The following is an 18,947-nucleotide window of genomic DNA, read 5'->3' as shown; positions in this document are numbered from 1 at the left end:
AGCATGTATCGACATTTATTGACTGGCCGCCATGATGGCTTCACCGACCGTTTTCCATTGCGCGGCCGAACTGTTGTTGTCGAGCGCCGCGGCACCGAGCAGCGCGGTCGTGCCAAGGCCGGTGGCTTTACAGACGCTGTGACAGCGCATGACCCAATCGATGTCCTTTATGGTTTGGGCCTTCCTGAACGGCAGATACGAGGTGAGCACGGTAACTTCTGCCGCTGCCCAGTTCAGGAGTTGGGCCAGACGCTCGTTGACAGCGCTTGTCTCGCGACCATAGAAATTGGCGAACTCCAAGTAGCTCAGCAGGTTTTCCTCTGGCTGCTGGTAAGTGCTCATGAAGTGGTTAAAGCGATCGAACAAGTACAAGGTTTTGAACGATAGCCTCAGTTGTCCATCCGGAGTGTCCAGCCAGCGGGCGGTGCTCAGAAGTGCGCGTAAAGCCTTGTTGCTCAACTGCAACCTAACAGCGGCTTCGGTGTGGCGCAGCAGCGTATGTAATGTGCGCGCAAGCTCGTGTGAGTCTTTTGAGTCCAGGGCCGCGTTAAGAATCTGATGAACTGAGGTTTTCGCCCATATCACTACGTCCTTTGCACAGTTCATGGGCAGGAGGAAAACTTCCTGCAAAAACGCTTCGATCAGATGCTGCTGACGATCATGGGCCAGTAAGAGAAGGTTCTTGAGTTTTTGCTTGCTGTCGTCTTTGAGTTTCAGATTCTTTCCGGGATACTCGTCCAGTTTGACTGTTTCGTCATCGACGACTTTGTTCAATGCGTCGGTCAGCGTCTGCGGCACATTATGTTTGATCGTGGGGGCGAAATCTTTTACCAGCCCTCTGTCATCCAGCAGGGTGCTGGCCAACTTTGCTCGCCAATCAACTTTTTCCGACAATGCCAACGTCGCCAGCTCTTGTACGGTGACCACACGCTCGCGGGTATCTGCCATGAATTTGGTGAGGTATTGCTGCAAATCCCCCAATGGATAATCGGCGCTGGTCTGCAATTCAAGAACACGTTGCAGCATGGGGATGTCGTAGGCGGACTCTTTGATCCAGCGGGTTACCCAGTCCAGTTGCATCAGGACGTCGAGGAGGTTGTCGCCGGTTGCCAGACTTCTGGAAATGCTTTCCCCACCCAGTACATTTGCCAGCGTCGAACTTTCGCTGATCGAGACACCGAACATTCGCGCAATGCGTGCCTGGCGATAAATGGACGACAGCGTGAGCAAATCACACTTGAGCGAACCCAGGTGTTTCTGTGTATTTCTGACGACCCGCAATAGCGAGTCCTCTGTCAAAGGCAAGCCAAGGCTGATGCTCAAGTGTTGGAGAATGGTGTGAGAGGCGGGGTCTGAATTATCCGCCCGGAAGGCGCGACCATCGAGCTTCAACGGTGTGTCGAACACTCGGGTTTTATTGAACACCTTATCAAGCAGGGCGATGTTGTCGCCGGTCGCGCAGGGCGATACCTGGTGTAGCAGCGCGGCGAACTCTTGCGCCGTGATCGAGTACTTGCGATTCAGGTAACGATAAACACCGAGGGCCTGGATGGCATAACCGTCGAGTTGCATCTGGGCATTGCGTGGGCGCTTCGATTCAAATGCGCTGCACAGCAGGCTGTCCAGCTCGGAGAAAGTGAGGTTGAGCCAGCGCTGGAGGCGAATCATTCGATGCAGGCGTTCGAGTTGGTCCTCGGTCGCATTCGCGATTTCCCCGGGGCCTTTCTCTCTGTCCAGCGTCATGCTTTTTTCAGCGGCCACGAGCGGACCGTTTACATAACGGGCGCCATAGGGCTGGGGGTAAGGCGCCGATAATAAATAGTGCACAGATGTGTATGGCGTATGTTTGCCTTGCGCCAGCAATGCCTCCAGCTGCTCGGCTTTAAGTTCGGTTCGCTCAAGGAAGGTGTGTATTTTTTTCAGATCGGAAATGGATGCTGTGCCGTAGATCTTTTTCCAGTAATTGTCTTTTTGCTTGCTCTGTTCTTCGGGGGGGACCTCGGCGAACGCCGTATCTGTCAGGATTTTTTCCGCCCATGGAAGTTCTGTCAGCAGCGCCTGTTGTTGCGGGCTCAGCCCGGACATCAGCCGCTGAACTTGATTGGAGGAAGCGTTCTGCACCGTGCCAAACCGGGAGCCGTAGTAGTGCGTGACAGGAAGGTATTCGCTGGCGAGGTAATTCAGCTCTCCGAGCGTCGGTTTGTCCGCGCCCAGTCCCAGCAGGCACTGATGATGGAAAAACTCGTACGGAAGGGCAAAGGGGTAACACCGTTGCGCCAAAACGTCATAGGTCGATTTTCCCTGGTCCTCGGTGGTCTTCAGCGCGTCCTGAATATTTTGGTTGAGGATCGCATTGACGATCCCGAGCATCGGTTGCGCGGTCAAGGTGCTTTGCTGATCAATCGACAGATCAGCGAGATCCGGGCGGCGTTGTCCCAGCGTGATCCGGTTGGTTTTTTCTTCCGCCGTTGACGAGGCACTGGATTCCAGTTGCTGGGCAAACCGGTACAGCGCTCTGAGGTAGGCGACCGGTGAATCGATGGCGGCGATCGAATCGTTCTTGCATGCGTCGTCCCAGTTCTCTTTGAACAGATGGGTGTAGGTGGGGCCCTGTTTCTCGAGGGCGCGAATGCCCAACGGGTGCCACTGATCCTGCGCCGTTCCGTCCGACGTCCGCTGCTCCCGGTAAAGGTGGTTGATCTGCGCGGCGTAACATCTGGCGTCTTTGTAGAGTGTCCCGGTGTCGATGCTGGCGGCCTGCGTTTTGAGGCTCTCGTCATTGTTGATCGCGGTATCCAGACGATCCTTGAACTCGGCCGCGGTCATCCCGGCGATGTCGAATACCGAAGTGATGTTCAGCTTTTCTTTGAAGAGTGTTTCAAATGCTGACGATTCGCCCTCGGGAGCGAAGGCCTCGATCATTGTGTCGAGTATGGATTTATGGCTGTGCTCGGTGGTGGGATTGTTTTCCGAGGGGGTGTTGTCCATGGCGACGAGACTCCAGTCAGTGGAGACATCGACAATACGGAGTGACATGCGGAGGCGCTGTCAGCGCTTTCGTTTGACGAGGATCGGAAGTTTCGCCACATGGCAGGGGACTGGAGCTGTACGTATGTAGGACTACACCGTGGGGCAGCCAAGACAGGGACGTGACCCGTTATTTCGAAGTCGCCTTGGTTGTAAACCAAGGCGATGAAAGAAGACCGTTTGGCATCTGCATGACGTTTAGAGTCATTGAGTGTGTTAGCCTCAATCAATGATTTCATTGATTGCAGGAGGCCACATGGCCAGTATTACGATTAGAAACCTGGACGATCAGATAAAGGAGCAACTGCGGATCGCTGCCGCTCACAACGGGCACTCGATGGAGGAAGAGGCACGCCTGATTCTAGGTAGAGCCTTGGTCACGGTTAATCGTGCTGGAGGGCTTGGTAGTCGAATCCGCAACAGGTTCAGCGATAGCGGTGGAGTTGAGCTCGCTCTTCCTCCACGTGACGAGAAAGCGACAGCGGTGGATTTCTCCGAATGATAGTGCTCGATACCAACGTTCTTTCGGAATTCATGCGCGTCGAGCCCGATTCACAGGTCCTGGCCTGGGTCGATGCGCAACCGGCAATGGACCTGGCGATCAGCGCTATCACCGTGGCAGAAATTCTCCATGGGATTGCCCGGCTTCCGTTTGGCAAACGTAAACAAAAGCTTGAAGCACATGCGATGGCGATGTTTGAAGAGGACTTTGCCGGGCGGATTTTGCCTTTTGATGCCCATGCTGCCGTTGAATACGCGACGCTAGTCGCTGGCGGTGAAGCAGAGGGTAGAACGGCGTCGATGGCAGATGCGCAAATTGCCGCCATTTGTCGAAGTCATGGCGCCCCGATTGCCACCTGTAATGTTCGCGACTTCGCGTTTCCCGGGATTGAGGTGATCAATCCTTGGGAGGCCTGATGCCGTCGGTGGGCGCAAATTGATCATTCCCACGCGCCAGCGTGGGAATGAACAGACGGGATTAAACCCTGAAGTGGCTCACCATCATCTGCAACTGATTCCCCAACCGCGCCAGTTCAACACTGGACGCAGCGGTTTCGTCGCTGGCGGCGGCGGTCTGTTCTGACACGTCGCGCACGTTGATGATGCTGCGGCTGATTTCTTCGGCCACGGCGCTTTGTTGCTCGGCAGCGGCAGCGATCTGCTGGTTCATCGACTGGATGTTGGACACCGTGCGGGTGATGTTTTCCAGCGACACGCCAGCCTTGCGGGTCAGGGCGACGCTGCTGTCGGTCAGGGCGCGGCTGTTGTTCATCACGGTCGACACTTGTTGGGTGCCATTCTGCAGACCGGCCACCAGACCTTCGATTTCTTCGGTGGACTTCTGTGTGCGCTGGGCCAGGCCCCGGACTTCGTCGGCAACCACGGCAAAACCACGACCGGCTTCACCGGCACGCGCGGCTTCAATCGCAGCGTTGAGGGCCAGCAGGTTGGTCTGTTCGGCCACGGCCTTGATCACGTCCATGACGCTGCCGATCTTGTCGCTTTCCTGTTGCAGCACGCTCATGGCTTCGGTGGAGCGTGCTACTTCGGTGGCCAGACGTTCGATCTGGGCGATGGCTTCGTTGACCACTTTGTCGCCTTCGCGAGCTTCGCCGTCAGCGGCGGCTGCGGCCTGGGAGGCTTCTTCAGCGTTGCGTGCGACTTCCTGAACGGTGGCAGTCATCTCGTGCATGGCGGTGGCCACTTGATCGGTCTCGATCTTCTGGCTGTTGACGCCGGCGCTGGTTTGCTCGGTGACGGCAGACAATTCTTCAGCGGCGCTGGCGATCTGCGTGACACCGTCGCGGATGCCGCTGATCAAGTCACGCAGGGTCACGCCCATGCGCGCAATGCCTTGCTGCAACACGCCGAGTTCATCGCGGCGCGTCACTTTGACGTCCTGGGACAGGTCGCCGCTGGCGATGCGTTCGACCACGGCCAGAGTGTCGCGCAACGGGCCGGTGATCTGACGGGTGATGATCACTGCAGCAATGATGCCCACCAGCAACGCCAGCAACGTGCTGATCAGCTGTAGCGTACGTGCCTGGGCGCTTTCGACGTCACGACGATCGAGCTGGATCTGATACATCTCATCGCTCAGGGTTACGATGGCAGCGCCCTGGTCGGTCATTTCCTTGCGGGCCTGCACGGCATCGGTGTTGGCCGCTTTATAGGCGTGCAACGCACTGCGGTAGTTGCCTAGCGCGGTTTCCAGTTGACGCAGGGCGTCTTGCTGGGTCTCGGCAAAATGCACGTTGAGCGGTTTCAGGCTGGCAATCGCCGTATCCAGTTGGACAACAGCCTTTTGCTCGGTTTCGGCATTGGTGGTGGCGGTGTAGCCGCGCACTTCGTAGCGGGCCAGGATGAACGCTTCCTTGGCGGCGGTGACGGCCTGGAATTGTTCAAAACGCTGATCGCTCAGGGGCATTTGTTGCACGCGGGTGCTGATGGCGTCGATCAGCGTGCTGGCCGCTTCAGCATTGGCGGCCATGGCGTCGCGGGCGCTGTTGCCAGTGCGGTAAGCGCTGCGCATTTTGTTCAGCGACGTCTTATAGGCGTCGATGTAGGTGCCTTGCTCTTTGAGCAGCTTGAGGTTTTCCGGGCTCTTGAACTTCGACAACAACGATTGTTGCTGAGCGGAAAAGGCGTCAAGGGTGGTCTGTACGTTCTGAGCGGCGGTTTCATCGCCGTTGGTCAGCATGTATTGCAGGCGAACCACACGAAGCTTGGTCAAGCCGGAGTTGAGCTGGGTGATGTCGCTCATCCAGTTACTGCGGTCAATCAACCCGCCCAGGCTCGTCCAGCCGGTCAGGGCCAGTACGCAGGTGAGTGCCAGGACCAAGCCGAACCCCAGGCCCAGTTTCATGTTCACGCTGATGTTGCCGAACCAGCTATTCATCAAATTCCTCCAGGAACGTTGCGCTTTCGATCGTCGGTTGGCTGGAAGATTGTTGTTTTTAGGTGCCAGCAAGGGTGTGTAGCAGGTCTTTATCGGCAGCAATCGCGAGAGCTGAAAGGATTTTGTCGGACAGATCTGTAACAAGGTTGTTGTGGGCGGCTTAAGCTTTTTTTCACATGGGTTTCACCGGCCGCCGACGCGCGCCTCTCTACCCTCGTGGCATCGAATGACAGTGATGCATGCGGGTGAGGCCGTTTGATGTGGAATTGAGACTGAATCTGTTCGGAATAAAACGCTCGATCAATCTGAGCGTTTTGGCCCGATATCGAAACACCGCGGTGGTGCTGGCCTCGGCGCTGCTGGTCATTCCATTGACCGTATGGCTGTTGCAGCCGGCCGCAGTGCCGGACCTGGCGCATGGCAATGTGGCGGGCGCACGAGCATTGGCCAAGGGTTGGGCCAAAGGCGACGTGATCGTGCTGGTACGCCACGTCGAGCGTTGCGATCACTCGAAAGCCGCTTGCCTGAGCGGCAGCGATGGCATTACCGACCGTTCGCGCAGCGTCGCAGTGAGTGTCGGTGCGCAGTTCGAGCAATTGGGGCTGGAAAAGGCCGATATCTACAACAGCCCCATGATTCGTACGTCACAGACGGCCAGCTACATGTTCAACAAGGTCGGTGTGGGCGAGGACTGGCTGATCAGCTGCAGGGGCACGATGCTGCGTGATGCCCTGGCGCACAAAGTGGCTGGTCGCAATCTGATTCTGGTGACCCATAGCGAATGCATGGCGCAACTCGAAAAAGACCTCAAGGTGTCGACCTCCACGCTCGGTTACGGCGCTTCTCTGTTTATCTCTGCCAAAACCGCTCAAGCACCGCGCATGCTGGGTTTCATCGAAGCCTCTGACTGGCGCTCGGTGACCTCCGAATGAGTATTTCCTCTGGATCAGGACACACCATGCTGACGTCTTCCCGCCACCGGTTTTATTGGGTGAATTTCGGCATCCCGCTGGCCTGCGCGGCCGTGGTTTTCCTGATGTTCGACATGACCAATATCGACATCGCCTTCAGTAATCTGCTGTTTGATCCCGTCGCCCAGATCTTTCCACTCGACAAGGTTCACTTCTTCGAGAAGCTCACCCACAAGTGGGCGCGCATCATTCCGAACTGGACCGCTGAAATCGCGTTGATCGGCGCGATGCTGTCGTTTGTCTGGCCGCTGACCAACACACAAAAGCATCCGCGTCTCGGCAGCTTTCTGGAACGCAGCAAAGCGGCGGCGGTGCTGCGATTTGCCTATGAGCATCGTCGGGATTTTCTGTTTGTGGTCTTCGCATTTGCCATTTGCACCGGCGTGATCCATTTCCTCAAGGCGCACACCAGCGTGTACTGCCCGATTGAAACGACCCTCTACGGTGGGAAAATGGCCCATGTGGAGTGGTACAGCAACTTCCAGCTGTTCAAGGAAGCCGGTGATGGCCGTTGCTGGCCGGGCGGCCATGCTTCCGGCGGCTTCACCATGCTCGCGCTGTACTTCGTGGCTCGCCGCTACCGCTGGCGTTATTCCAAAGCGCTGATGTACGGCGCGTTGCTGCTCGGTTTCGTCTACGGCACGACGCGGGTTCTGCAAGGCTGGCACTACATGTCCCACACCTTCTGGGCCGGAATCTTCGTGTGGCTGGCGTGTTTGCTGACGGCGTTGGCGTTTTACGGCAGGGCGCGGCTGGAGGTGCCGGTGCTGCAAAAGGCTGACGCGCCGACCGCTGAGCCGCTTACTGATTTACAAAGTAGTAAGCCTGACGCCCCACCTTCATGGTCTTGAGGATTTTCAATGGCGCGGCCGGTTCGGTTTCACCGGACATGACCGCTACGTTGGAAGGTGACGCCGTCAGAAACTCATGCAGTTGCGCCTCGGTGTCCAGGCCCTTGAGCACGCGCTGGGTGTAGAACACGCTGGCGCCGCCCACCCGCTCGTTGGCCTGGAACAGGGCGACGTGTTGCCCGTTGGCCTGCATCGTCCGAATCTGCGCGGTCAATGGCAGGAACGACAGTTTGCGATCGGCATGGGGCAGTGCCCACTGAGCGGCGGCCAGGTAACTGCAGATCACCAACGCGAGGGCGCCAATCGCCACGCCGCGTCGATGCCGTGCGATGCGCCCCCAAAAGTTGGAAGCCCCTTCGCTTACCTTCAACCGGTGGAACAGGACGTTCGCATATTCCGCGGCTATCACCGCCGCCGCTGGGGTCATCGACATGAGATACACCGTGCGCTTGCTCGACGCCAACGTCAGCATCACAAACTGCGCCACGATCCACAGCGTGAAAAACAGCAAGTAACGATTGGCCATCAGGCTTTTTCGGAAATGCCACAACCCCAAGTACACCAGAATATTCCATGGCAGAAACGCTTGGGGCAGCTTGGCCAGGTAGTAGTAGAACGGTTCGTAATGCCCGGCCTCGACGAAGGATCCGCTGAAGCGCCCGACGCTGTTGGTCAGCAGCACTTCCCCCACGGCCTGCGCGCCACCGCGCTGATACAGCACGGCGAGCCAGATACAATCCGGTGAACGCCGATGCCAGTCGCACCGCCCACGGCGTACCGCCGAATGCGCGGATGGCGCCGGCATCCAGCCACAAGCTCAAGGGTGGTTTTTCCAGAAAAGGTTCGCCGAACAAACGTGGCGTCACCCAGTCGTTATCCAGGTGCATTTGCAAGGCGATCCCGGCAACCCTGGCTTCAGTGGAACCTTGCAGTTGATGATTGCCCAAGGCAAAGAAAAACAGCACAGCGGCAAGCAGAAACAGTGAAGTGGCGGGACGCGACATAGACTTCTGGCAACCGAGGAGGTGGACCGGGAAGCTCGAGCATACGGGGCGAATGCTTAACGAATTGTGAACGGCCTGCGAGTATTACGAGAGACGTCTGGACCAGCGCTGCTCCGGGGCTTCAAAGCGGTCATTGATCAACGCCGTCAACACATGATCCTGCCAGCGCCCGGCGATACTCAGGTAGGCCTTGGCATAGCCCTCACGTTCAAATCCCAGGCGCTCCAGCAAACGTGCACTGCGCTCATTGCCGGGGATGTAATTGGCCATGATCCGGTGCAGTTTCTGCTCATCGAACATGTAGCCGATGCCCGCTTCCAGTGCTTCCTGCATCAGGCCCTGGCCCTGATGGGATTCGTCGATGTGGTAACCGAGATAGCAGGCCTGAAACGCCCCGCGAGTGATACCGCTGAAGTTGCAGGCGCCGATCATCTGGCCGTTGTCCGGGTCCAGCAGCGCGAAATGCACTGCCAGGCCCGCCAGCAAAGCGCTGGCTTGCACCTCAAGGCGCGGACGGATGTTTTCAGGGCTGTGGTAATCGGTAGGGCGAATCGGCGACCACCGGGCGAGGTGCCTTTGGTTGCGTCGGTAGAAGTCGCTTTCCAGTGCCGCCTGTTCAGGTTCGAGCACCGCCAGCGTCAAGCGTTTACAGGGCAGGGACAACAACGGCATAGGGCGCTCCGGTTCGTGGGGATCGTAGCGCAAGCATTACGTGGCCAACGGGAAAACTCAAACCGCCAACGGCAACGTCACGATAAAGGTGCTGCCTTTGCCGTCGCCGTCGCTCCTGCCGATCACCCTGCCGCCATGGGCTTCCACCAGTTCGCGAACGACCGTCAGGCCAATGCCAAGGCCTGCACCGTTGAAACCGACGGCGTGAACGTCTTGCACAAACGGTTCGAAGATAAACGGCAGGGCTTGAGCCGAAATGCCGATGCCGTCATCGCAAATGCTCATCTCCAGCACGTTGTCCCTGGTCGTGACCGACAGCGTGACATGGCCTTGCGCGGGTGTGTACTTGGCCGCATTGCCCAGCAGGTTGCCGAGGATCTGCGTGAGCCGCACCGGGTCGCCGTTCACCGACAGCGCGCACATGGGCAGTTCGGCGGTGAAGTGCAGGTGTCGGGTGTTCATCACCGGGCGGCACACATCGATGGCCTCGTGGATGATCTGCACCATGTCGACGATCCGGCAATCGAGGCGCAGCTTGCCGGTGCTGGCGCGGGACACGTCGAGCAGGTCATCCACCAGTCGCGTCATGTGCTGCACCTGGCTCTCGATTAACGCCTGCATGCGCGGCAGCTCTTCACTGGGCACTCGCACCAGCCGGCCGGCGATCATGCTGATGGGCGTCAGCGGGTTGCGCAGTTCATGGGCGACCAGCGTGAGGAGGTTGCGTTGCTGCGCCAGCATATGTTCTGCCGAGGCTTGCAGGTTTTGCGCGCTGAGGGCCGCAATCACCAATTGCGCGTTGGCCTCGCGCATTTCCAGAAACAGCCGCTGCTCTTCTTGCGAGCGTTGGGGTTTTTCCGCATCCGATTGCGCCAGCAGAATGGCCAGCACCAATTGCTGATTGGCCTCGACCAATTGCTCGATTTGCTGGGCATCCACCAGCCGGTTGTTGGTATCGCTCAATTCTTTTTTCAGCGCCGCCAGCACCGCGCGCGCTTCGACGGTTTTCTGGCCGAGCAGGAACAACTCGCGAGCGGCCGAGGCCATCGTTTGCGCGTTCGTGCCATTGGCCTCAGTCATAGTCTTGGTTTACACCTCGTCCTTGCTGACCTGCCGGGTTGGCCGGCCTCCCAGTAATCCTTCCTGATCCGGTAACATTTCGCCGATCTGCAGGCCGTTATTGTCGATGCGGTACAGGCGCAACTCATCGGAGTGGGCGCTGGCCCGAACCTTGACCACCGCCATGATGCGCAACAAACGGCTCTGCACTTCAATATAGCGCTGGACGATAATTGCGTCGGTGAGAAACGCCGTGCCGTAGGGGCTGAAGCGCAGGTCGGTGTAGCGGTCTTCCAGTTCCGAGGTCAGCAACACACTGACTCCGATGCTGGTCAGTGCAGTGACCATGCGCGACAGCGATTCGCGAAAGTCTTCGCGGAAGGTGGGTGCCAGCGCCAGTTCGAAACCCGACAATGAATCGATCACCACACGGGTGGCTTTCAGTCGGCTGATCTCGCTGAGCAGTAAATGCACGATTTCGTCGATGGACAGGTCCGGCGCACGGCTGTCCACCAGGCCGACTTGTCCGCTCTCAATCAGTCCCGCCAGGGTTGTGTTCTGGGTGTGATTCGGCCGCTGTTCAAACACCGCGATCACGCCGGTTTCGCCATTGCGCGCGCCTTCGGCCAGGAAGGTTGACGCCAGAATGCTTTTGCCCGAGCCCGACGGTCCGGCCACCAACAAGGAATAACCCCGGGGCAGGCCGCCGCCGAGCATTTCATCGAGTTGCGGCACGCCCATTTTCAGGCGTTTTCTCGGGAATTCCAGCGGTGCTTCAACCGGGTTGGCGGAGGCAGGTGCAAAGACCTTGATCCCGGACGTAGCAATACGGAAGGTATGCAGCCCCGGCAACGTCGGCTGGCCGCGCATCTTCATGATTTCCATCTTGCGCACCATGGAATTGCGCTGAACGCTCTGGCGCAGCCAGATCAGGCCATCGGCCACGGTGAATATCGGGTTGGTGTCGGTTTCGGTGAAGTATTCGCCGATCAGAAAGGTCGTCGCCTGCCAGGTGGTCATCAACATGCCCAGTTGCTGAACGAACTGCGGCAGGTTGTTGTTGGGGTTGTCCTGGGTCTGACTGGCCAGTACCACGGAGCGGAACGAATCGACGAACACCAGCCCCGGAGAGTGAGCCTCCACCTCGCTGACGATGCGCCGCAACACCTCGTCCAGATTCCCCGCCAGGGTGTCGTCGGCCAGGTTGATGTAGCGAATCGAATGGTTGATCGCTTCGCTGTCGAAAAAATCGAATTGCTGCTGATAGCGCAGCATCTTCAGCGGCGGCTCTCCCAGCACGGTAAAAAACAGCGCCGGGCGCTCAGGTGTCGCCAGGGCGAACATCATCTGATGCGCAAGGGTGGTTTTGCCACAGCCAGGCGGGCCGGCGATCAGGTTGAACGAAAACTCCGGTAATCCCCCGCCCAGCACCTCGTCCAGTCCTGGCACGCCGGTGGCCAGGCGGTTGATAGTCACTTTGGTGCTCATGGCGAATTTTCCTGCGAAGGGGTGTCGCTCAAAGAAGGTTCCCACATGCCACGAAGCAAGCGTTCGGTAAGCGAGGGCCCGATGAGCGTGGTCAGCAGCTCGTAAAACGTAGTCAGCAACACTTCACCGAAAAACAGCGCATCGGCGTCGTTTTGCTCAACGATTACGGACTTGAGGGCAGTCAGCTCCATGCCGGCTGGCACTTTGTCGTAGGTGCCGGCTAAACGCGGATGAGTAGAGGCGCACAGGTGGAGGCTGCGGCGATAAAGCGCGGCAACTCCCTGCGGGCCGATGATGGGCGTGAGGGCTACATCCATATCCTGCAAGGTTGAAATGATCGCCTGCGCGATCCTTGCGATGTCAGCATTGGGGCCAACACGGTGCGCCAGAGAAGCTACGATCTGGCGGCTCTCTTCGCTTAGCGTGGACATGGCTAACTGATATCTGATGGACAGACATCCATGCTACACCCAATAAAGCGGCCGGGTGTGATTTGCATCAGGGCGCAGGTTTTTGGATGACAACCTGCAGGTAATCAATCAAAAGGCAAAAAAACGCCCGCGGGAGGGCGGGCAAACCGTCGTTTTTTGAATGAGCGAGCGCACTTTAACGGTTGGAGAGGGGCGATGGGTGAAGAAAAATTTATGTGGAGGGGGACCTCCGGGTTAGCGCCTACGGCAAATGGTCAGCCGCGAAATCAGCCTCCGAACGTGCCCGCAACCGGCCCTTGCGGCAGGCCTGCTGGAAGCGTTCGAAGTCGCGCTCATTCTGTTTGGCGTAGCTATTCGCATACTTGAACAGCGCGTCGGCCAGAGCATCGCTTTTACCGATGTATCCGCTGATCTGCGCGGCCTGCCCGGATGATTTGGCATGTGCGCGGGCGAGGGCGCGACCACAGACGCGTCCATACTCCGCGAAGGTGTCCGCATCGAAGGTCTCGAGTTCGGCCGAGATTTTCATGTCGCGCAACTGCCTCACATAGAAGTGTCGACCGCTGGGGCCGGTGGTCCAACCGAGGAACAGATCACTGGCCGCCTGCATCAGCCGTTGACCATCGACCACCCGCTGACCGTTGTGCCGCTCTTTTGATTTTGTCTTCACGTAATTGGCCAGCACCGAGCGCCGTGCTTCCTTGAATTGGAGAAACAGCGGGAATTCCTGATCGTCAGTCAGCAGAGCCACCAGGCAACGAGTGCCGACGCTGCCCACACCCACCACTTTGAAGGCCATGTCCTGAATATGAAAACGTGAAAACAACGCTCGTCGGTCAGCCTGCAGCGTGCCTGGATACTCGCGCATGAAGGCGTCGTAGATCGGCCGCCAATCCGAGAGGCGCAGCCAGTCATCGTCGGCGTCCAGCAGCGTAGTGCTTTTGTGCAGGTGGAAAATTTCCGGCAGATCATCACGAATAGTCAGACGACCATGCGCGTCACGCTCGCTGATTTTCGGCAGCAGTTCAGCATGGGAGCGACCTTCGGCTTTTTCGATGGCGCGTTCGATATGCTCGAGCGTTTTTTTGTTCGCCTGCTTGCGCAGGTCGTCGTAACGGATGGACTCGTACCAGGTTTCCAGAGCGCTTTGTTCGGCGCACTCAAGCATCGTTTCCTGATAGGCGCCGACCGCTTCGCGGCAGACCGTTTCTACGACTGTTTCGCTATGACGCAAGTCGCGGGCGGCCACCACGATACTTGCCACCAGCCGTTTAACGTCCCACTCCCATGGGCCGGGATGGGCCTCGTCGAAGTCGTGGACGCTGAACAGCAGATTGCGTTCGGGCGTGGCGAAACCGCCGAAGTTCATCAGGTGGGAGTCGCCGCAGATTGGCGATGTCAGCCCCATGTTCGGTGTGGTGGCCAGATCGTGGGCCTGCAAAAGCGCGTTGCCGCGATAGAAAGTGAAGGGGGAATCGAGCATTCGACCGTAGCGTAATTCGACCAGGGATTTGATCCGGCCTTCGCTCGACGCTTTGATCAGCGGGAGCGGGTCGCGGGTTGTCTTTCCCGTTGACGCTTGAGCATTGCGGGGGCAGTTCTTGCGAGCATCCTTGCCTTGCTTCAAGCGGTCTTTGAGGGTGGTCATGGGGGCTCTTTGGGTGGTGGGGCGTATGCGGGTTTAGTGTAGAAGGCCTTCGCGGGTTCACCCGAAGTTTGGTCTGTGGCTAATCTATTCTTCACCAACCTGTTCGATGTCTGGGTCCGGAAACAAGGAGGCCTGTGCTTTCACTGCTGATTTCGCTGCTGCTGGCCTTCCTGATCGGTTGGGTGTCCCAGCGCATGGGCATGTGCCTGGTCAATGCCACCGGGTTGTTGCTCAGGCGCCGGCCGACGCTGTTTGTGTCGCTCATCTCTTGCGGTCTGTTCGGCCTGTTACTGGCACCGTTTTACCGGCTGTTTGGCGTCAGTCAGCCGTTGTTCGTTCCTGACGTCGGCTACGGGTCGCTGGTCGGGGGCGGGTTGCTGTTCGGCATCGCCTCGGTGCTCAACGACGGTTGCAGCGTCGGCACCCTCACCAAGCTCGCCAGCGGCAACCTCAGCAAAGCCTTCACGATTGTTGGCTGGGTGGTGGGGATCGTCCTCTGGTATCACCTGAACATGCTGACCGAACACAAAACCCTGCAAATGCCGACGATCTCCAGCCACCAATACTGGCTGACCATCGTCATCGTGCTGATGGCCCTACTCTTCCTGATCCGCGTTCACGGCGACAAACACCTGGTGCTGTCCAGCATGCTCCTGGGCGCCTTGACCAGCGCCCTCTACACCTTCGAACCGCTGTGGACCCCGAGCGTGTTCTTTTACAACCTCTCGCAGATGTTCTGGGCCTCGGGCGACAGCTCGTTGACCAGCCAGCGCGTGGCGGTGTTCGTCATGCTCTTGGTGGGAATGCTCAGTTACACGCTGCATCGACGGACGTTCAACTATCAGCGGTTTGAATGGAGGGTCGCGGGGAAGCATTTACTGGCCGGGGTGCTAATGGGGATTGGTGCGTCGATGATGCTGGGTGGAAATGATTCGCAGATTTTGCTGGTATTTCCGACGATGACTTGGGTGGGCGCGGTGCCGTTGGGGGCGATTGTATTGGGGATGTTGGTGGGGATTGGTGTGAAGCAGGTGAGGGGGCGGATCCGTGAAACTAGAAGTTGAGTTGGCATTAATGTGCCGTATACATTACATTTGGCTTTCAATGTTGCGGTAACTACACATGGATTACGCTCTGCTAATTTCCCGCCTCGGCAACCAAATACGCGAAAAGCGTATGAATCGTGGCCTGACGCAAGCTCAGCTTGCCGAGCTTGCAGGACTGACACGACACAAAATCATTGCCGTAGAGAAGGGGACCCTTTCTGTAGGAATGATCGCCTATGCGCGAATTCTGGCAGCGCTGGATTGCGAATTAGCGGTCATTCCGGCGGCTATGCCGACGCTTGAAGAGCTTGGGGGGCTGTTCGAATGAAAATGACTTCTCTTAAAGTCAGCACGCCAGAGGGGAGCAGCGGCAGCATCCTCACCAGCGCTGAGGATTTCCTGTTTCGCTATGACGAAGATGCATTGCCCCCCATGGCAATCAGTTTGTCGATGCCTGTACGCCCCGACGAGTTTCGCCGCCGAGACCTGCACCCGATTTTCCAGATGAACCTGCCGGAAGGTTATGTCCTGGAGCAATTACGCAATCGCTTGGCTAAAACCGTGAACGTCGATCCGATGCTGTTGTTGGCATTGTCTGGTAGCAGTTCGCCAATCGGTCGGGTTCAGGTGCATTCAGAAACGGTCGATTCTTTGCTTGCCGGACAGCAGTTTCCCGGGGAAAGGCTCGATGAGATTCTGACGTGGGACGGTACCGAAGATATCTTCTCTGACCTGCTCGATCGTTACATCCTGCGGGCGGGCATTTCGGGTGTTCAACCTAAAGTGTTAGTGCCTGAGCAGCAGGAAACTGCCTTCGCGCGAGTCACCTCAAAAACCCCGGACTTGATCATCAAAAGTGGTCGAGATGAGTTTCCGGGTCTGGCGGTCAACGAGTTCCTTTGCATGTCCATTGCCAAGGAAGCAGGTATTCCCGTTCCAGAGTTTTTCCTGTCCGATAATGCACAGCTGTTTGTCATGCGGCGCTTTGACCGAGATGATCAGCAAAACCCGATCGGTTTCGAAGACATGGCCGCGTTGATGGGGCTTTCGGCCGATCAGAAATACAGCAAGAGCTACGCGGCAATCGCCAAGGCGGTACGACTCTTCTGCCCCGCTAAACATCTGCGATCTTCCCTTGATCAACTGTTCGATAGCGTTGCCTTGAGCTGCATCGTCGGAAACGGTGACGCTCACCTGAAGAATTTTGGCTTGCTCTACTCGGAACCTACGCAACGCGATGCACGCTTGGCACCGGCTTACGACATCGTCAACACTACGGCCTATATCCCCGAGGATGTATTGGCGCTGGATCTTGCGGGTAACAAGTCTTTGTTTGCGTCTCGCCAAGGGTTGCTGGAGTTTGCAGGTACGTGTGAGATCGAACAGCCCAATGAACGTATTCAGAACTTGCTTACTGCGCTTGAAGTGGTGCTTGAACGTTACCCGCAGCATCGGGAGCGAGCACCTCATGTTGTGAGTGCCATTCAACAAGCGGCGGCGCCGTTTGCGCTGACGTTTGGGTAATGCTTGTTTCGGGTTACGGCCGAAAAAAGAATAATGGCTTTTTCAACGACTCAACAGTAAGTTACACAAAGTGAAACCTTCTGTAGAGTCATGGGTATGCATCCACACTCAAAATCCACCCAGCCAATGGGGCGGCTTCTCCAAAAACTGACCCGTCTGGCCAGCGAAGAACGCTACCTGTTCACTCCCAACGATCTCCGGGGAGTGGTGCCCGATATTTCCGAAGGTGCCTACAAAACCTTGTTGAGTCGCGCAGCCTCGGATGGTCATCTGACGCGAGTGTGTAGAGGGCTTTACCTGTTTGAGGCGGCCAAACCGTCCAGCGGATTGGTGCTGTTTCACGCCGCTGCCAGGCTACGTGCCAAGGAGTTCAACTACATCAGCCTTGAAACGGCATTGAGCGATAGCGGCGTCATCTCTCAAATCCCCATCAACTGGATCACGCTGATGTCTTCTGGTCGCAGCAGCACCCTTTCATGCGGGCGCTGGGGCACCATCGAATTCGTGCACACCCGCCAGAAACCTCAGCACCTGGTTGGCCAGGTTCACTATGACGCGCGTTGCCGCCTATGGCGGGCAACACCGCTACAAGCATTGCGGGACATGAAGGTCGCGAAACGAAACATGGATTTGATCGATTGGAGCGTCGCCAATGAGTTTGTTTGATGAAATGGTAGATGAGGCACTTAAAAACAAACAGGATCTGGCGCCATTGCGCGTCGTGGTGGAAAAGGAATTGCTGCACCACGACATCATGCTCGCACTGAGTTCTGCCGGCATGCTCGCCAAACTGACCTTCATCGGCGGAACCTGCTTGCGTGCCTGCTACGGCTCAAACCGCTTGAGCGAGGATCTGTATTTCACCGGTGGCGCTGACTTCAATCGCGAGAGTCTGACTGCGCTCGCTCACGTTCTTGTCTCAACGCTGAAAACCAAATATGGCCTTGAGGTTGAAGTCGGTGAGCCTGTCCGTGAGGAGGGGAATGTCGATACCTGGAAGCTGAAGGTTCAGACCCGGCCCGGGCGCAAAGACCTTCCGGCGCAGCGCATCAACATCGATGTGTGTTCCATTCCGAGTTATCAGCCACAACCCATGTTGCTGCTCAATCCATATGGCGTCGACATGGGAACAAGTGGTCTGATCTTGCAGGCAGAAACACGCGAAGAAATCTATGCCGACAAAATAGTGGCTTTCGCTCTGCGTCCTAACCGAATCAAGAACCGGGATCTCTGGGACTTGGTCTGGCTGCGTCAGCAGGGTGTAACGCCGCAACTGAATTTGATTGGGAAGAAACTGACCGATCATCACTGTGAACAGGATGAGTTCTTGAAGCTGTTCAAGGAGCGTTCGGAACTGCTCGATGCTGATCCGAAAGTTGTGCTCGAGTTTCGCAAGGAGATGAGTCGGTTCCTGCCAGGAGAACTGGTCGCGCAAACCGTTAATGAACCGGCGTTCTGGACGTTTTTGGTTGGGCATATACGTGAGTTGTATGTGACAACGGAGAACGCGTTGGCCGGAGCTGAGAGCGTTCCGGGTTTTGGTTTCAAGATGTAAAGTCCAGCAGTCATAAAAAATGGGCGATCTCAGTGAGGTCGCCCATTTTTTTTCTATGCCGAAACCTGCGCCTGCAATCGTCGGCCGACGACATCCATCAAATCGCAACCATCGCGCAGTGATGTCACCAACACTCGCGCCAATTCACTGTGAACCCCCTCGCTCACAGCAAAGCTCTCCAGTAATTGAGTCGCGGTGCGGATGCGGTAAGCCGCAGTTTCGTGCAGTACGTCCAGCGGTGCTTCAGTGTCGATCAACAGCGACGCGATGGTGCAGTCGATGCCGGTGACAGGCATGTATCGATCCATGACAAAACCTCCATTGGGTAAAAGAGCGCAACCACTCAGTGGTGGCTGGCGGACGGAACTTCGGACACGCCATCGGGCGGGTCGAGGTTGTCCAGCGCTCGGTTTACCAACAGTTCGGCCAGCACCGCCAACTGCTGAATCGCCAGTGCCACGTTGCGGCGCGAGCCTTCGAGATCGCAGGCGAGGTCGGTGGTCATGACGTTGAGTGAGGCCAGGGTTTCGCAGGCGTGAGCGAGCAGGGTTGGCGTGTCGACGTCGGGGAGGATGGTGAAGATGTGGCTGATGGGATCGGGGTGGTTTGGGTTACGGAGGCGGGCGCTGATGATGCGTTCGATGGTTTTGGCGAGATCCGATAAATCAGGAGACTCTGTTGCCGAGTCTGGCGGATTTGGGCTGTGTTTTTTCATGGTGTATCTCCGGTTTGCAAAGGGAGCTGCCATGCCCCTGCTGTCAAACAGGGAAGG

Annotated in this window: 17 protein-coding genes and 3 pseudogenes; 9 read left to right on the top strand and 11 right to left on the bottom strand. The window is 57.4% G+C overall.

Annotation, left to right across the window (positions count from 1 at the left end; all coding sequences use genetic code 11):
• Nucleotides 1-15 precede the first annotated feature (15 nt).
• The gene (locus EYC95_RS13740; protein WP_165557457.1) at nt 16-2,988 is read right to left on the bottom strand and encodes a Tc toxin subunit A; all 2,973 of its coding nucleotides are present in this window, start codon (nt 2,986-2,988) and stop codon (nt 16-18) included.
• Between the two features lie 295 nt (nt 2,989-3,283).
• Here EYC95_RS13740 and EYC95_RS13735 point away from each other — a divergent pair, with 295 nt between their 5' ends.
• Both EYC95_RS13735 and EYC95_RS13730 read left to right on the top strand, forming a co-directional pair.
• A complete protein-coding gene (locus EYC95_RS13735; RefSeq protein ID WP_131060834.1) occupies nt 3,284-3,529 on the top strand; it encodes a plasmid stabilization protein in 246 nt (81 codons plus the stop codon).
• Nucleotides 3,526-3,945, top strand: coding sequence for a type II toxin-antitoxin system VapC family toxin (locus tag EYC95_RS13730; protein WP_131060833.1), 420 nt, complete (start codon nt 3,526-3,528; stop codon nt 3,943-3,945). The genes EYC95_RS13735 and EYC95_RS13730 overlap by 4 nt, the downstream gene beginning before the upstream one ends.
• Nucleotides 3,946-4,006: 61 nt before the next feature.
• Here the strand turns inward: EYC95_RS13730 and EYC95_RS31055 are convergent.
• Nucleotides 4,007-4,603: pseudogene (locus tag EYC95_RS31055) on the bottom strand (methyl-accepting chemotaxis protein); the annotation flags it as partial.
• A 309-nt stretch (nt 4,604-4,912) separates the two neighbouring features.
• Nucleotides 4,913-5,893, bottom strand: a pseudogene (locus EYC95_RS31050) (methyl-accepting chemotaxis protein); the annotation flags it as partial.
• A gap of 293 nt (nt 5,894-6,186) precedes the next feature.
• On the opposite strand from EYC95_RS31050, the gene EYC95_RS13720 reads away from it, so the two are divergent.
• Nucleotides 6,187-6,858 carry a histidine phosphatase family protein gene (locus EYC95_RS13720; RefSeq protein ID WP_131060831.1) on the top strand — a complete coding sequence of 224 codons (672 nt, stop codon included), beginning with the start codon at nt 6,187-6,189 and terminating at the stop codon, nt 6,856-6,858.
• A 26-nt stretch (nt 6,859-6,884) separates the two neighbouring features.
• Nucleotides 6,885-7,748, top strand: coding sequence for a phosphatase PAP2 family protein (locus EYC95_RS13715; RefSeq protein ID WP_131060830.1), 864 nt, complete (start codon nt 6,885-6,887; stop codon nt 7,746-7,748).
• Here EYC95_RS13715 and EYC95_RS13710 read toward each other — a convergent pair.
• From EYC95_RS13710 to EYC95_RS13685, 6 genes and pseudogenes are all read right to left on the bottom strand, one after another.
• Nucleotides 7,699-8,752 (bottom strand): annotated as a pseudogene (locus tag EYC95_RS13710) (dolichyl-phosphate-mannose--protein mannosyltransferase). The gene EYC95_RS13715 and the pseudogene EYC95_RS13710 overlap by 50 nt on opposite strands.
• Before the next feature lie 84 nt (nt 8,753-8,836).
• Nucleotides 8,837-9,424 carry a ribosomal protein S5-alanine N-acetyltransferase gene (rimJ, locus tag EYC95_RS13705; protein WP_131060829.1) on the bottom strand — a complete coding sequence of 196 codons (588 nt, stop codon included), beginning with the start codon at nt 9,422-9,424 and terminating at the stop codon, nt 8,837-8,839.
• A gap of 57 nt (nt 9,425-9,481) precedes the next feature.
• Entirely contained in the window at nt 9,482-10,504 is a 1,023-nt protein-coding gene (locus EYC95_RS13700) for a sensor histidine kinase KdpD (RefSeq protein WP_131060828.1), read from the bottom strand.
• Between the two features lie 9 nt (nt 10,505-10,513).
• Nucleotides 10,514-11,971 (bottom strand): ATPase domain-containing protein, encoded by a 1,458-nt coding sequence (locus EYC95_RS13695; RefSeq protein ID WP_131060827.1) that lies wholly within the window; start codon nt 11,969-11,971, stop codon nt 10,514-10,516.
• Nucleotides 11,968-12,402: a hypothetical protein gene (locus EYC95_RS13690; protein WP_256656955.1), complete on the bottom strand. Its 435-nt coding sequence runs from the start codon at nt 12,400-12,402 to the stop codon at nt 11,968-11,970. The genes EYC95_RS13695 and EYC95_RS13690 overlap by 4 nt, the downstream gene beginning before the upstream one ends.
• 241 nt (nt 12,403-12,643) lie before the next feature.
• Entirely contained in the window at nt 12,644-14,050 is a 1,407-nt protein-coding gene (locus EYC95_RS13685) for a DUF2252 domain-containing protein (protein WP_131060826.1), read from the bottom strand.
• Nucleotides 14,051-14,184: 134 nt separating this feature from the next.
• On the opposite strand from EYC95_RS13685, the gene EYC95_RS13680 reads away from it, so the two are divergent.
• The 5 genes from EYC95_RS13680 (at nt 14,185) to EYC95_RS13660 (ending at nt 18,175) form a co-directional block, all read left to right on the top strand.
• Nucleotides 14,185-15,114: a YeeE/YedE thiosulfate transporter family protein gene (locus EYC95_RS13680; RefSeq protein ID WP_131060825.1), complete on the top strand. Its 930-nt coding sequence runs from the start codon at nt 14,185-14,187 to the stop codon at nt 15,112-15,114.
• Nucleotides 15,115-15,172: 58 nt separating this feature from the next.
• Nucleotides 15,173-15,424 carry a helix-turn-helix transcriptional regulator gene (locus tag EYC95_RS13675; protein WP_131060824.1) on the top strand — a complete coding sequence of 84 codons (252 nt, stop codon included), beginning with the start codon at nt 15,173-15,175 and terminating at the stop codon, nt 15,422-15,424.
• Nucleotides 15,421-16,620: a type II toxin-antitoxin system HipA family toxin gene (locus EYC95_RS13670; RefSeq protein ID WP_131060823.1), complete on the top strand. Its 1,200-nt coding sequence runs from the start codon at nt 15,421-15,423 to the stop codon at nt 16,618-16,620. The genes EYC95_RS13675 and EYC95_RS13670 overlap by 4 nt, the downstream gene beginning before the upstream one ends.
• Before the next feature lie 96 nt (nt 16,621-16,716).
• Complete coding sequence (gene abiEi, locus EYC95_RS13665) at nt 16,717-17,286, top strand: type IV toxin-antitoxin system AbiEi family antitoxin (protein ID WP_131060822.1); 570 nt, start codon at nt 16,717-16,719, stop codon at nt 17,284-17,286.
• Nucleotides 17,273-18,175, top strand: a complete 903-nt coding sequence (locus EYC95_RS13660) for a nucleotidyl transferase AbiEii/AbiGii toxin family protein (RefSeq protein ID WP_131060821.1) — start codon at nt 17,273-17,275, stop codon at nt 18,173-18,175. Before abiEi ends, EYC95_RS13660 begins: the two co-directional genes overlap by 14 nt.
• Nucleotides 18,176-18,228: 53 nt before the next feature.
• Here the strand turns inward: EYC95_RS13660 and EYC95_RS13655 are convergent, their stop codons facing one another.
• Both EYC95_RS13655 and EYC95_RS13650 read right to left on the bottom strand, forming a co-directional pair.
• Nucleotides 18,229-18,483: a hypothetical protein gene (locus tag EYC95_RS13655; protein ID WP_090175784.1), complete on the bottom strand. Its 255-nt coding sequence runs from the start codon at nt 18,481-18,483 to the stop codon at nt 18,229-18,231.
• Between the two features lie 35 nt (nt 18,484-18,518).
• Nucleotides 18,519-18,890 (bottom strand): DUF6124 family protein, encoded by a 372-nt coding sequence (locus EYC95_RS13650; RefSeq protein ID WP_131060820.1) that lies wholly within the window; start codon nt 18,888-18,890, stop codon nt 18,519-18,521.
• Nucleotides 18,891-18,947: the final 57 nt, after the last annotated feature.

This window comes from Pseudomonas sp. BGI-2, from assembly GCF_004310295.1.
GTDB lineage: Bacteria > Pseudomonadota > Gammaproteobacteria > Pseudomonadales > Pseudomonadaceae > Aquipseudomonas.
This window is presented reverse-complemented; position numbering and strand designations above follow the sequence as displayed.

Bases quoted from the DNA above. Each gene is read 5' to 3' on its own strand.
- EYC95_RS13740 (WP_165557457.1), bottom strand. From the start codon at position 2,988: ATGGACAACACCCCCTCGGAAAACAATCCCACCACCGAGCACAGCCAT.
- EYC95_RS13735 (WP_131060834.1), top strand. From the start codon at position 3,284: ATGGCCAGTATTACGATTAGAAACCTGGACGATCAGATAAAGGAGCAA.
- EYC95_RS13730 (WP_131060833.1), top strand. From the start codon at position 3,526: ATGATAGTGCTCGATACCAACGTTCTTTCGGAATTCATGCGCGTCGAG.
- EYC95_RS13715 (WP_131060830.1), top strand. From the start codon at position 6,885: ATGCTGACGTCTTCCCGCCACCGGTTTTATTGGGTGAATTTCGGCATC.
- rimJ (WP_131060829.1), bottom strand. From the start codon at position 9,424: ATGCCGTTGTTGTCCCTGCCCTGTAAACGCTTGACGCTGGCGGTGCTC.
- EYC95_RS13700 (WP_131060828.1), bottom strand. From the start codon at position 10,504: ATGACTGAGGCCAATGGCACGAACGCGCAAACGATGGCCTCGGCCGCT.
- EYC95_RS13695 (WP_131060827.1), bottom strand. From the start codon at position 11,971: ATGAGCACCAAAGTGACTATCAACCGCCTGGCCACCGGCGTGCCAGGA.
- EYC95_RS13690 (WP_256656955.1), bottom strand. From the start codon at position 12,402: ATGTCCACGCTAAGCGAAGAGAGCCGCCAGATCGTAGCTTCTCTGGCG.
- EYC95_RS13685 (WP_131060826.1), bottom strand. From the start codon at position 14,050: ATGACCACCCTCAAAGACCGCTTGAAGCAAGGCAAGGATGCTCGCAAG.
- EYC95_RS13675 (WP_131060824.1), top strand. From the start codon at position 15,173: ATGGATTACGCTCTGCTAATTTCCCGCCTCGGCAACCAAATACGCGAA.
- EYC95_RS13670 (WP_131060823.1), top strand. From the start codon at position 15,421: ATGAAAATGACTTCTCTTAAAGTCAGCACGCCAGAGGGGAGCAGCGGC.
- abiEi (WP_131060822.1), top strand. From the start codon at position 16,717: ATGCATCCACACTCAAAATCCACCCAGCCAATGGGGCGGCTTCTCCAA.
- EYC95_RS13660 (WP_131060821.1), top strand. From the start codon at position 17,273: ATGAGTTTGTTTGATGAAATGGTAGATGAGGCACTTAAAAACAAACAG.
- EYC95_RS13655 (WP_090175784.1), bottom strand. From the start codon at position 18,483: ATGGATCGATACATGCCTGTCACCGGCATCGACTGCACCATCGCGTCG.
- EYC95_RS13650 (WP_131060820.1), bottom strand. From the start codon at position 18,890: ATGAAAAAACACAGCCCAAATCCGCCAGACTCGGCAACAGAGTCTCCT.